11 protein-coding genes are annotated in these 13,761 nt (G+C 41.0%); 8 read left to right on the forward strand and 3 right to left on the reverse strand.

Going from position 1 to position 13,761, the window contains the following annotated elements:
- Positions 1-167 precede the first annotated feature (167 nt).
- The 4 genes from F2B13_RS09785 (at position 168) to F2B13_RS09795 (ending at position 3,773) form a co-directional block, all read left to right on the forward strand.
- Entirely contained in the window at positions 168-1,205 is a 1,038-nt protein-coding gene (locus tag F2B13_RS09785) for a cytochrome-c peroxidase (RefSeq protein WP_232625217.1), read from the forward strand.
- A gap of 112 nt (positions 1,206-1,317) precedes the next feature.
- Positions 1,318-3,054, forward strand: coding sequence for a SulP family inorganic anion transporter (locus tag F2B13_RS09790; protein WP_149304076.1), 1,737 nt, complete (start codon positions 1,318-1,320; stop codon positions 3,052-3,054).
- Between the two features lie 242 nt (positions 3,055-3,296).
- Positions 3,297-3,434, forward strand: a complete 138-nt coding sequence (locus F2B13_RS20405) for a hypothetical protein (protein ID WP_198439732.1) — start codon at positions 3,297-3,299, stop codon at positions 3,432-3,434.
- Positions 3,435-3,590: 156 nt separating this feature from the next.
- Positions 3,591-3,773, forward strand: coding sequence for a hypothetical protein (locus F2B13_RS09795; protein WP_149274900.1), 183 nt, complete (start codon positions 3,591-3,593; stop codon positions 3,771-3,773).
- Positions 3,774-3,864: 91 nt separating this feature from the next.
- Here the strand turns inward: F2B13_RS09795 and F2B13_RS09800 are convergent, their stop codons facing one another.
- A complete protein-coding gene (locus F2B13_RS09800) occupies positions 3,865-5,256 on the reverse strand; it encodes an exonuclease domain-containing protein (RefSeq protein ID WP_149304077.1) in 1,392 nt (463 codons plus the stop codon).
- 127 nt (positions 5,257-5,383) lie between these two features.
- Here F2B13_RS09800 and F2B13_RS09805 point away from each other — a divergent pair, with 127 nt between their 5' ends.
- Positions 5,384-6,997, forward strand: a complete 1,614-nt coding sequence (locus F2B13_RS09805; RefSeq protein ID WP_149304078.1) for a sulfatase family protein — start codon at positions 5,384-5,386, stop codon at positions 6,995-6,997.
- On the forward strand, positions 6,994-8,547 hold the full coding sequence (locus F2B13_RS09810; RefSeq protein WP_149304079.1) for a sulfatase: 1,554 nt from the start codon (positions 6,994-6,996) through the stop codon (positions 8,545-8,547). Before F2B13_RS09805 ends, F2B13_RS09810 begins: the two co-directional genes overlap by 4 nt.
- 20 nt (positions 8,548-8,567) lie before the next feature.
- Here the strand turns inward: F2B13_RS09810 and F2B13_RS09815 are convergent, their stop codons facing one another.
- Entirely contained in the window at positions 8,568-9,002 is a 435-nt protein-coding gene (locus F2B13_RS09815; RefSeq protein ID WP_149274904.1) for a hemerythrin domain-containing protein, read from the reverse strand.
- A 415-nt stretch (positions 9,003-9,417) separates the two neighbouring features.
- On the opposite strand from F2B13_RS09815, the gene F2B13_RS09820 reads away from it, so the two are divergent.
- On the forward strand, positions 9,418-10,704 hold the full coding sequence (locus F2B13_RS09820) for a DUF2254 domain-containing protein (RefSeq protein WP_149274905.1): 1,287 nt from the start codon (positions 9,418-9,420) through the stop codon (positions 10,702-10,704).
- Positions 10,705-10,852: 148 nt separating this feature from the next.
- The gene (locus F2B13_RS09825; protein WP_149304080.1) at positions 10,853-11,533 is read left to right on the forward strand and encodes a head GIN domain-containing protein; all 681 of its coding nucleotides are present in this window, start codon (positions 10,853-10,855) and stop codon (positions 11,531-11,533) included.
- Positions 11,534-11,859: 326 nt separating this feature from the next.
- Here F2B13_RS09825 and F2B13_RS09830 read toward each other — a convergent pair whose 3' ends face one another.
- Complete coding sequence (locus F2B13_RS09830; protein WP_149274907.1) at positions 11,860-13,758, reverse strand: CHAT domain-containing protein; 1,899 nt, start codon at positions 13,756-13,758, stop codon at positions 11,860-11,862.
- Positions 13,759-13,761: the final 3 nt, after the last annotated feature.

Raw genomic sequence — 13,761 nt, forward strand, 5'->3', positions numbered from 1 at the left:
GTTAAGCATTTTTTCAAGGCATGCACCTAACCTTAAAGCGGATATTATTTTTTGTTAGTGCTGTTTGTCTAATGCTATCTTGCGGTGATTCGACTTTAGAGACTAAAAAACCTTCTAAGAGACACATTCCCATAGTTCGTTTCGAAGCCCTACCGGAAACAGTCAAGATGCCAAAGGACAATCCGACCTCTCCTGAAAAGGAGGAATTAGGGAAATTACTCTTCTATGATCCTATTTTGTCGGGTAATAAAGATGTGGCTTGCGCCAGTTGTCACCATCCCAATTATGGGTATTCAGAATTTTTAGATATAAGCATCGGACCAAATTCGCATGGGCTGGGTAGCAAACGCAGGTTTGAACAGCCCAATGATATTCCTTTTGTAAAACGAAATGCCCAGACCATTCTAAATACGGCTTTTAACGGTATTGATATGTATGGGCGTTATGAGCCTGAAACTTCCGAAATGTTTTGGGATGACCGTTCGCATAGTCTTGAAAAACAGTCTTTAGAACCTATAAAGGCTTTTGAAGAAATGCGAGGCCATGGTATTGATGAATCTGAAATATTGCAAGTAATTATGGCCCGTTTAAAGCAAATACCGAAGTATCAAGAACTTTTTGCCGCCGCTTTTAAAGAACCGAACGCAATAACCATAGATAATATGGCTAAGGCTATTGCAGCCTTTGAACGTACTTTAATCACCAATAATTCTCGTTTTGATAGATATATGAGAGGCGAAGAGGATGCAATGTTGCTATCGGAAAAGGAAGGCTTTGCCCTGTTTAAATCGGTCGGATGTGCCAACTGTCATCTTGGGCCAATGTTTTCCGATTTTAAAATGCATGTTTTGGGCGTTCCTGAAAATATGAAATTGCCCAGTCCGGATATGGGAGTAAATGATACTTTTGCATTTCGAACCCCTTCTTTGCGCAATCTTAGGTTTACCGCACCCTACATGCATAATGGAAGTCTACCAACATTAAGACGTGTCCTTGAATTTTATGAAGATATTGCGAATCGTAAAGTGCGAAATGAACATGTTCCGGTCGAAAAATTCGATCCTCTCGTACGTGAACTCGAGCTAAGCGTCAAAGAAATGTCACTGATTATTTCTTTTCTGAATACCCTGAACGACGATAGCTTTGACAAATCGATTCCTGACGCCGTTCCCAGTGGACTTCCCGTTGGAGGTAACATCGACTGAATATTCTTGATTTGCCCACCATGTGTTGAATTATTTATGGAGCTTCTGTTTATTAAGTATGTCGGTAACCAAGGTAACTTATTGATTTTATATTTAGCATTACCTTTGCGCTATGCAGAGGTTTCTACCGTTTTTAGAATGGCTTTCCGACTATAACAAGCGGTGGCTCTCCCGTGACCTTTTCGCTGGGCTTACCGTCGGGGTCATTTTGATTCCCCAAGGGATGGCCTATGCAATGATAGCAGGTTTACCCCCGGTTTATGGGCTGTATGCATCACTAATTCCCTTAGTGGTATATGCCTTTTTGGGTACTTCCAGACAATTGGCCTTGGGACCTGTTGCAATGGATTCATTACTGGTAGCGGCCGGATTGGGTACATTGACTATAACAGGTTCGGAGAATTATATTGCTATGGCCATTTTTATCGCATTTATGGTCGGCACTATTCAGCTTTTCTTGGGTGTTTTTCGAATGGGATTTTTGGTAAATTTCTTATCAAAACCGGTAATTAGCGGATTTACCTCTGCGGCTGCCTTGATTATTATATTTAGCCAAGTAAAACATTTATTAGGTGTCGATATTCAAAACAGCAATCATTTTCATGAACTACTCACCAATGCCTTTGTAAAAGTGCCAGAAACCAATCCTTTTGATCTCGCCATAGGCATAGGGGGAATCATTATAATTTTGGCACTGAAATGGTGGAATCGGAAGATTCCCGGAATTTTATTTGTGGTAATTTTCGGCATTATGGCCGTTTATTTTTTAAAGTTGCCTATGCACGGGGTCAACATAGTCGGAGAAATACCCACTGGACTGCCCCATTTTCAAGTTCCTAGAATACATCTTAAAAGCGCCCTTGAAGTATGGCCGATTGCACTTACCCTGGCCTTGGTAGGATATTTGGAAGCCATATCGATCGGTAAGTCGATTGAAGAAAAAAATAGGGAGGAAACCGTAGATGCGAATAAAGAATTGATTGCCTTGGGCGCTTCGAACATGGTCGGATCTTTTTTTCAGGCGTACAATGTAACCGGTAGTTTTTCTCGGTCTGCAATTCATAATTCAGCCGGGGCAAAAACACCGATTTCCTTACTGTTTAGCGCTTTGACCGTATTGGTGACCCTTCTGTTTCTAACCCCGCTTTTTTATTATTTGCCGAATGCTGTTTTGGCAAGCATTATTATGGTTTCGGTATATGGGCTAATCGATGTGGCCTACCCTAAAAGCTTATGGAAATACCGAAAAGAAGAACTGATAATCCTTCTTATCACTTTTCTTACCACCCTTTTTATCGGAATACCCGAAGGTGTGGTCGTCGGTACCCTTTTATCTTTGTTGTTAATGGTTTATAAGACTTCGAAACCCCATTTCGTTGAACTTGGAAAGATTGAGAATTCCGAATATTACAAAAACGTAGATCGTTTCGGTTCTGCGGTAAATGTACGCGAAGACCTATTGATATTACGTTTTGATGCACAGTTATATTTTGGCAATAAAAACTTTTTTAAAAAAGAGCTCGTCAAATTTATTCAAAGAAAGGGTTCGGCCTTAAAATGCGTCATTTTAAATGCCGAGTCAATTAATTATATAGATTCAAGCGCCGCGTTGATGTTGGTGCAGGTCATTGCTGATATGCACGAACGTGGGTTACAATTTTATATAGCGGGAGCAATTGGCCCGACCCGAGATATTATTTTTACCAGTGGAATAAGCGATGCTTTGGATAAGAAATATTTATTTGTCCAAACTAAGGAAGCCGTTAACTATTTTGACCATACGACTATTCCCTCCGAGGTAAGTGCAAGGGTGGCCTACGAAAACCGCAGAAGAAAGATTGACGACTAGAGGCTCTATCATTGGATAGGGTTCTGTTTACTTTCGATGTATGCCAAAGAATATCCTTGGATTCTTTTTTCTAGTGTCTTTTACGTACGTACACAAAACTCTTTTTTTAAGGATCAACTTTTCTTTACTGCATTACTTTGAAGATTTTTAAAGTCTAATTCAGCTCTGCTTATTATGTATGATAGATGTCATAGTATTGATAATGATAGGGAGATACTTTTGTAATTTAACCCATATAAATTATGATACAACAGGTTTTACCCCTTGTGAATTGGAGTAACGGAATCATCATGATAGCCGTTTTCGCCCTTGTCAGCATTGCCTTGATCGCGGCCTTATTGCTTTTTATTAAAAGTGGTACGAAAAGAGATGGCAAATAAGTAACGTTTTGCGCTTTTGAGATAATTTAATTTGCGAATGAGATAAGTATTACGGCCGTATTTTGTCATTTTTAGAAATGTTAAAAAAAAGCTAAAAAATCAACATCTATACTTATATTTTTTAGATATCTTTAATAGGAATATTAAGGCAATTAAATGATAAAGGATTTTGTGGAGCGCATAGGAAAGATGAACTTTGTTCTGCTTTTGGTCGTATTTTCTATAATAATAGTTTCGGAAGCAATTTTCTTTTTCGGAAATAAATTGGATGCGGTTTTTATCGGTCTTTGGGCACCGACTATCTTAGGTTTAATGAATTATCTCAAATACAAAAAGTAGTGGTTTACATATTTCTATATTCTGTAGCCGTTGCCATCATATTCTTGATTTGGCTACTTTTTGTTATTCGTATGTACCGTAAGATGAAAGACTAAGAAAGTAAGGCCGACTGTTCGAGCTTTATGGTAATTAGGTCGCTTCCAGCTTTATGAAGATAAGACTGAACGATCCGCTGACATTCCAAGGTATTTTTTTGTGGGGTAAGATAGGGTTCGATATCCTCTAAATAACAAATAGGGGTATCCCCTTCGACGAAACCGTAACCCGAATAGTTTCCGTCACGAATTAAAATAAACGCATCTTCCCCATATTTTCTTCCCTTTTCCTTTATGATCAAATCTTTCGGCTTTTGTAAAATAAAGGTTATGGCTTTCCGTACTCTTTCATTATAATCAACAGTTTCTTCCTTCTCTCTACAGATGCCTTTACAACTTTGCAATCGAAAGTGCGAGCACTGGTTTACGGCCTCTTGAAGATGGCAGTACTTTGGGCAGAGTTCGTAGGTCTGGCATACCTCTTCCAAAAATAGGCGACAATCGGTCGGGCTGTAAAAAATGAGTAAGGGCTTTGGTGCAATTTTGGCCTTGTTAAAACCAAGGTGAAGAATCCCTTTCCGATCTTCGTAACTGAAAATGGCATAGGGCACGATGTTTTTCTTTTGGGCCCGGTTGAATGGTGGGTAGTGTTGCTTAATAGCCGCGGATTCCATCAAAAGAGCCAATAGTTCGCTTCCTGAAAGCTCAAAATCAATTTCAGCGGTTTTGCGGCAAAGATGTACTTCTTTAGTGGCTTTGTCATAGAAGTGACCTAGCACCCTCTTCTTGATATTGATGGCCTTGCCCACATACAGTATCTCTCCTTTGCCATCCTTGAAATAATATACCCCGGGTTTGGCCGGCAATTTTTCAAAAGATTCTATAGGAAGTGCTGCGGGAAGGGTCGCTTCTTGAGATCTGGCATTTAAAAAGGTCTTAAATACTTTCTCGGCCCCTTCGCGATGCAATAGCTTTTCAAACAATAGGGTGGTCGCATGGGCATCTCCACGGGCGCGATGTCTGTCCTTGAGGGGAAGGTTCAGTGCAGAGCAAAGTTTTCCTAGGCTATAGGAATGATAGCCCGGTAACAGCTTTCTTGAAAGACGTACCGTACAAAGTTTTTTTCTGCTAAACTCACGACCGAGGGCCCTCAGTTCATTTTTAATAATATTGTAGTCGAAGTTGACACTATGGGCCACAAAAATGGTATCTGATGTAAACGCCAAGATGTCATCCGCAATTTGTGCTATGGTTGGCGCGTCTCTGACCATATCACCATCGATGCCCGTAAGCCTAGTAATGAAATAAGGAATCTCGCATTCAGGATTGACCAATGAGGTATACTCATCCACAATTTCATGCCCATCATGTTTAAAGATGGAAATTTCGGTGATTTTATTCCCTTTGATACCGTTTCCGGTGGTTTCTATGTCAACAATACAGTACAACTTTTGAGCCGAGCTAAAATGAACTTTAAAGTTAGGGCAAAGTTACGCTATGTCAAAAATACTTTTGTCGTACTGGTGAAATAGCGTTGATTGTGTACTTTTAAGAAATTTCTAATTTTTTTTTGTAATGGTTGACCTAAGAAATATGTTCAAATATGCTTTTACCCTTGTTTTCGTGATGGTAGTCGGATGTAAGGAACAGCCTGATGAAATAGCGGTGCAGGGTGCTAAATTGCCTAACATTATTTACATTTTGGCCGATGACCTTGGTTATGGTGATATCGGTGCCTTCAATCCGGAAGGGAAAATAAAAACACCCCATATCGACGGCTTGGCTTCTCAAGGAATGAGATTTACCGATGCCCATAGTCCTTCGGCTGTCTGCACACCGACACGTTACGGTATTCTTACAGGTAGGTATAGTTGGCGAAGCCCGCTAAAAAATGGGGTGCTTACCGGTAAATCGGAAGCCCTTATCCCTAATGAACGCACTACCGTTGCTTCACTTCTTAAGCGCAAGGGGTATCGGACTGCTTTTATAGGGAAATGGCATTTAGGTTGGAATTGGGCCTTAAAAGATACAACAGAAGTTGGTGGGGAAGGTTGGAATGCCGAAGATTTTGAAAACATCGATTTTAAAGGGCCCGTCGAGAATACCCCAAACGATTTAGGCTTTGATTATGCCTATGGTCATTCGGGATCTTTGGACATGGCACCTTATGTCTACGTTGAAAATGGCCGTATAACCGCTGAGGTTGACCGCGTCACCGAAGATACCGGAAAATATACATGGTGGCGTAAGGGGCCTACCGCCTCCGATTTTGTACATGAGCAAGTCACCCCACATTTTTTTGAAAAATCCATTGACTACCTGAACGAGGCCTCTAAGGAACCATCGCCATTTTTTATGTATCTGGCGTTGCCTTCACCCCATACCCCCATATTACCTACTGAAGAATGGTTGGGTAAAAGCGGAATCAATCCGTACGCAGATTTTGTAATGATGGTCGATGATTACGTAGGGCAATTGTTAAAGGTCTTAAAGGAAAAAGGACTTGAAGAAAACACCATGGTCGTTTTTACCAGTGACAATGGTTGTTCTCCTCAGGCAGATTTCGAAATTCTTGCCGAAAAAGGCCATCATCCCAGTTACATTTACCGGGGCCATAAGGCAGATATTTATGAGGGTGGCCATCGGGTACCCTTTATAGTTAAGTGGCCTGGAAAAGTAGCGGCCAATTCCATATCCGAAGCTACTATATGTCAGACCGATTTAATGGCCACTTGTGCGGAGATTGCCAAGGTAGGGTTAGATGACGACGAAGCTGAGGATAGCTTTTCAATTCTACCTCTATTGAATGAGGATACTGCGTCTGAATATGGGAGAAAAGCTACGGTCCATCATTCTATAAACGGGAGTTTTGCGGTACGCCAGGGTGATTATAAACTAATTTTTTGTCCGGGCTCGGGAGGTTGGAGTGATCCTAAGCCTAACTCAATCGGCATTGATGCATTGCCCGCCGTTCAATTATTTAACCTGTCCAAAGACCCGGGAGAAGAAGAAAACTTATACGCTGAGTATCCTGAAAAAGTAAAAGAAATGAAAACCCTTATGGCTTCTTATATTGAGAATGGTAGAACGACAGCGGGTACAAAACAACAAAATGCGCCGTTAAATTTACAAGGTAAACCTTGGACACAGATTCTTTCTATAATTCCAGAGCAAAATAAGCGACCATGAAAAGAAGCTTTGTTGTTGTACTTTTAATACTACCTTACCTTATCTCGTGTGAGCCCGATGAGATTGTGGAAGTACCGCCCAATATTATTGTTTTTTTGGTCGATGACATGGGTTGGCAAGACACTTCGGTTCCATTTTGGACAAAAAGAACGGCCTTCAACGACCGATACCATACTCCGAATATGGAACGTTTGGCCCGTGAAGGAATGAAATTTACGCAGGCCTATGCGACCCCTGTTTGCTCGCCGACTCGCGTGAGCCTGATGACGGGCATGAATACGGCCAGGCATCGAGTTACGAACTGGACCCTGCGAAGGGATTCGTTGCAGCCCATGGAAAAAAATCACGACTCTTTGATTTTTCCGCTTTGGAATGTAAACGGTATGAGTCCCGTGTCGGGGGATTCACTGGCGGTGCATGCGATGCCTTTGGCGCAGGCCTTGAATGATATCGGCTATTATACCGTTCACACAGGAAAGGCTCATTTGGGCGCTAGGGGAACGGCGGGCGAGAATCCGCTAAATCTCGGTTTTGATGTGAATATCGCAGGCCACGCGGCCGGGGCACCGGAAAGTTATTTAGGTACAGAGAATTTTGGTAATGGTAAACCGGGGAAAGAGATTTGGGCCGTTCCGGGATTGAAAAAGTACCATGGTAAAGATATTTTTTTGACTGAAGCCCTTACTCAAGAGGCCATCGAGGCACTTGACACCGTTTTGACGACTAAAAAGCCTTTTTTCCTTTACCTGGCACACTATGCCGTACATACCCCGATAATGGGTGATGAACGTTTTCTTGCAAAATATCTCGAAAAAGGTCTGGATTCAACAGAAGCAAAATATGCTTCAATGGTAGAAGGCATGGACAAGAGTCTTGGTGATATCATGGATTATCTTACAGAAAAAAACCTAGCGGACAATACGGTTATACTTTTTATGTCTGATAATGGAGGATTGAGCGCCCATGGCCGTGGAGGTGAGCCCCACACCCATAATAAACCGCTATCAAGTGGTAAAGGTTCGATGCGTGAAGGGGGTATTCGCGAGCCGATGTTGGTAAAATGGCCTGATAAGGTTGAACCCGGATCAGTCTCCGATTATCAGATTATTATTGAAGATTTTTATCCGACCATTTTAGAAATAGCTGGAATAGATAGTTTGAAAACCATACAAAAAATTGATGGTGAAAGCTTTCTGTCGGTGCTTACGGGTGAGCAAGAATATCAGGGGGTCAGGCCTTTATTTTGGCACTATCCAAATGAGTGGGGCCCCGACGGACCAGGTATAGGGGCAGCAAGCACGATCAGAAAAGGAGATTGGAAACTCATATACTACCATGCATCAAGAAAGATGGAACTTTTTAACCTAAAGGATGATATTGGAGAAACCTCGAACCTTTTTAAAGACCATCCTGAGAAGGCAAAGGAATTAGCGGAAGATTTGACGCAACACCTAATCGATGTTAACGCCCAGATGCCAAAAGACAAACATACCGGAGAACAAATAGAATTTCCTATAGCATTATTTGAGATAAACAATCCTGAACCTTAAGGGCCATAGTTAAAAGGCCACTATCGATTCTCTTTCATATGCTGCCTGTAGTCCGTACCTAATGTTTCTTTTTTTGAATCGGAAAGTACCTTACCGGCCATTTGAAAAAATTGGTGTTCTTCGTCCTCAAGATGATGTTCGACCTTGTGTTGCAGGTCCTTGACGATTTTAAGCCAGGCCGAAGAAGAATATTCTGTAGCTTCCAGCGCTTCGATGAGTTCATCAATTTCATGATGCTCAGCGATACCGTGACGTGCCAAATCCTGGGTTTTGTCACTATCTATCAGCGGTTTGTAAAAATACCTTTCTTCCCCATCGGCATGATTTTCAAGTTCACTTTTTAGTTTTTTAAAAAGCTCATCCCTTTTTTCGGTATCTCCTGACGTAGCAACAAGTTTGTCCAATAACTCCCTCTGAATGTCGTGATCCTCCCGTAATGCTTCGAAAATATTCATATTATAATTTTAAATAAAAATGGCCCCGATTTTGTAGAGTATCGAAACCATTTTCTAACAACCAACCAAACTGAGTTTAAACTTAAGTATATTTTGTTTTCGTATTTTTCTTTTTCTAATGCTGAATACAAATTTAGGATAATCGACCTCTGGGTTTTTGCTCTATCCGTTTTTAGGTTGACGTAATAATCGACAATTGAAAAGGGGGCGCCCGCTCATTAATGCCTTTAAGAAAAAAGGCAATAATTGGATAGATTGGGTTAAATTGATGCTACAATTGGCCTATCTTCACCTGTGCCGACTGAGTGTTTTCTACAGTCTAGGATACGGTCAAATGTTTCAATACATCATTGTGCATGTACATCGTACAACTTCTTTGATGATTTCGTAGTACTCACTAATTATAGCTGTAGTAATGAAGAACATACTTAAAAAAATCAAACATGTCTATCGACAGGTTTTACAAAGTATAGCCTTCTATCCTGTGTTGATCAGTTTTATCTTCTTTCTTGCCGCGGGTACTGCGCTGGGTGTTGATAGCTCTGTTTTGGCTGACACTGTAGAAGAGGAACTTCCCTATTTGTTCATACAAGACTATGAAACGGCACGATCGATCTTGTCTACTTTGCTCGGAGGAATTTTATCGTTGACCGTTTTCAGCTTTACAATGGTCATGGTTGTCTTGAATCAAGCTTCCTCAAACTTTTCGCCGCGCTTGCTTCCCGGATTGATATCCAACAAAAAGCATCAGATTATTCTGGGAATCTATATTGGAACCCTTTTATTCTGTACCATTATTCTGATTTCTTTGGGAGCGGCCGGTGTCGATAAAAGCGCTTTGGGTTTTTCAACTATGTTGGCCGCTTTGTTCGGTTTATTGTGCATTGGTCTGTTCGTCTATTTTATCCATAATATTTCAGGAGCCATACAAATTCACAACATTATCGATCGAATTTATGAACGCTGTGATCATTATTTGGAGACCCAATTAAAACATGAACCGGACGAAAAGGTGGCTCTTCAATATATAGATACTGAAGATTGGCAGACCTTTTCAACCGATAAGACCGGTTATTTTAGGGGATTTGATGTTGATTTGATGTTGAATTCATTAAAGGACAAGGAGATGCAAATTGTGGTTTTGCCTTATATGAATCAACATATCTGGAAGGGTAGCCCCACCCTCAAGTGCAAAGGGGATATTTCCGAGAAAGAGAAGAACAATTTGATATTCTGTCTTAACATTTCTTCGGATAGGCACGAGGAGGACGAGGGGATCGGTGGATTGATAAAGCTGATGGAAATTGCGGTTAAGGCGATGTCCCCAGGTATTAATGACCCTGGTACAGCCATTGATGTGTTGACCAAGCTCGGTGTCTTGTTATCAAAATTTCTTCAATTGCCGTCTTTGACTTCTACACCTTTTAAAGGCCAAGAACTCATTTTAGTGAAGAACAACATTGATGCGGAAGAACTTATGCGCGTTATCATACAACCGATACGTTTATATGCAAAAAAGGATGGTTCCGTAATGTACGAACTTATAAAAGCGTTGCAATATATTTCTAAAACAGCGAATATATCTTCTGCTAAAATTCAAGTCATTCATCAAGAAATGAATGCGGCTCGCTCTGACTTGGAAAAAAATATCGATAATGAAAGGGATAAACAGCGTATTTTAAGCCTATTCGAAGACATTTGATCAGCGAAGCAGATATGATTGTCTATTTTTATAGGGCATGCCTGCGCAGAAAATGAAGGTAATAATTTATTGTTTGGCATCAATGGACTAGTAATGATATACTTACTTTAACGACCGTAATAGAAATATAATCTTAAATACTATAAAGATGAAAAAATTAAGCATACTGACAATAATTTGCCTTTTTGTTTCCCTAGGAGCATGGGCTCAAAAAACTACAATAGATTTAGAGCCCTTTAACGAACTGAAAGTTTTTGATAGAATTAATGTAACCTTGGTGAAATCTTCCGAGAATACGGCAATCGTTACCGGTGATGATCAAGACGGGGTAAAAATTTCCAATGATAATGGCCTTCTTAAAATAAGAATGGATGTGACCGATTTTCTCGATGGTGACGAGACTTTTGTCGAATTACGCTATACTGAGAATTTAGAACTTTTGGATGTCAATGAAGGAGCCAAGATTACCTCTTCAGAAACACTGCACAATAATTTTTTGAACCTTCGATCGCAAGAAGGGGGTCAGTTGAACATTGCCGTTGATTCACGAAACTTGAATGCCAAGGCCATTTCAGGAGGTAAGATTATGGTAACGGGCAAGGCACCGAACCAAGAGGCCTCCATTCGTTCTGGAGGGGAGTATGATGCCAAAAACTTAAGCGCTAAACAAACCGAAGTAACGGTTTTCGCTGGCGGCAAGGCCTATGTGAACTCCGATGAATATGTGGCGGCCAACGTAACGGCAGGTGGACGAATCGAAATCTTCGGAAACCCTGAAAAGGTCGATGAGGATAAAACCTTAGGCGGTACCATCATTATGAAAAAATAAGACTTTCTGTATTCCACGGGATACAGAGACGGTGTTTTTGTGGTCTTGAACATACCCTTTATGCTTTTATTGAAAGAAAGGTTTGAAGATGGCTTAAATTGACAAGGTTAGAACTGAACGGGATAGGTATGTAAGGTGGCTTTACAGCCACTCTTGCCGTTATGTTAGTTACTTCAATGCTATGAAATAGTGTGGCCTCCCACATAATAGTTGGTGAACCTTTCCTTGCAAATTAAAATAAGGTAAAAGAGCGTGTCAAAAGCTATGAAAACATTACGGATACCATATAATTAATAATAAGCTGAAGGGTACTTTGATATGAGCTGTCAGACTTTAAAAGTGAGTTTTTCAATTATAGATTCCAAAAATTCTTTGTTCCCTACAAAGAAGTCCTTTGGTATTTTAAAGTCATTATCCCCCCACCATTTTAGGTAGCGCTGCAGTTGAAATCTTGTAGAGTCGATCGCCTGTGTTTTACCCGAAGCTTTGGCATTTGAGACTAAAAGTTCCATGCACTTTTCGATGTCTTTTTTTGAACTTTGGGTCTGTGCTGGTGAGAGTAGATAGAGCTCCAAAAGTGTGCCGTACGGCCACACGCTTTTCTTTTCTTTGGCTTTGTCGAGCTCGATTTCGGTATGTACCGCAAGTCTGGCCGTGTTCCAATAATCTGATTCCCCATCGGGCAATCCGCCGTCAAGAACCGTACTGAGCGAGATATATTGGACAATGCTCCAGTGGTGGGAGAGATTTCGGTGGGCCGCTTTTTTATACCAAACTTTTGCTTCCCGCAAATACGTTTTTTGTTTATCTACCGTATCGACCTTTAAAATCCGAGATTCTTCGTAAAAAGTTTCTGCTAGCCGTTTGTAAGCACTACCCAATAACCCACTATTTTCAAGAAAGGCAGCTTCATGAGCTTTTTCGTGTTCTATTTCGACCAACTGTTCCCGAAGGTCGGCAATCGATCTTTCTATTTCCATTTGGGCCCTAATAAAATCGTCTTTATCCGGTACCTCTTCAGCATCATCCACGCCGACTTGGTTTCTTATACTGTTCAAAATGGCAAGTTGAAATTCCAGTTTTAACAACAAGCGCTGAAAGTCATAGTCGTTGGGCAGGTCGAGATAACTTACTAGGCTGATCCAATCATGTTGGTCCTTAGGGAAATTCGAAAAAAGTTGGGTTCTGATCGAACCTAGTATAGTACGGATATCATCTCCTCGAAATAGGTTTTTATACAATTCCTTGGTAATAAGATTTGAGCCCTTCATCGATAATGGGAATTGTGAACCCAATACGACAGGAACACCAGCTTCAAAGGTAGCCTGAACCGGATTTTTATCGGGTTTGGCACCGTTGGTGAAATTTGCTCCGTCGCATACCATATAGTTGACCATATGAGGTAGGTTGGGTAGGGTACTGAACAGTGCTTTGATATCTTTTGTGGGTGTGGCACGATAAGGGGTTTCCAAGGGTTCGTCAGAACGGAACGCTATTCCGTATTCAAAATCAGAAGGTCTTTTAGGGTCGAAAATCAAAGAGCCGTGGGCCAAGACATGAATGTGTGTAAACGGATTTTTACTTTCGGATGCCTGTGATACAAGTAGTTTGAACTCTTCGAAAGTGGGATTTTCAGAGATCGTAAGCTGTTTATCGACCTCCCAATGCCGTAAGGCATATCGTAAAGATTGTAGGTGGTTTTTGAAGGGAACATCGGGAAAGGGAAGCCCCAAAAAATTCTTATGGCTAGGTTTAGTGTGAACATAGAGTACACGTGGCGCTTTGGGTAGTATGACTTGAGATGGTCTTTTCTTTCTAAAATTACGGGTCAGAACAAGGCTTTTGCCTTCTTTATCAATAAATCTGGGTAACCCTTTTTCGTCGAGCAACAGTTCAAACGGAATCAAGGCCAGTTCCGATGGGTTTAAATAAATTTCAAGATGCGAAACATCCTTATTTAAATGCGAAAAATCAATGAAGAAAGATTTGATTTGCGCACTGCATTTTTCGATAGCCTTCCACTTTTCTTCAGTCGTTTGAGCTGCCTTCGAATCGTACCGTAACTGGTCGGCCAACTCGTCTAAAAGCTCGATCTGACCCACTGGGGTTCGCACCTCCCGTAATGAGCTGAAATCGCCCTCCACAAGAATATAGGGCTTGTCGCCCATGAGTATTCCAGTTTTAAGATCATCGAAACGGATATATTCGATCTTCTCCGAAACCATACC

Origin of the sequence: Pareuzebyella sediminis (assembly GCF_008367235.1) — a bacterium.
Classification (GTDB): domain Bacteria; phylum Bacteroidota; class Bacteroidia; order Flavobacteriales; family Flavobacteriaceae; genus Pareuzebyella; species Pareuzebyella sediminis.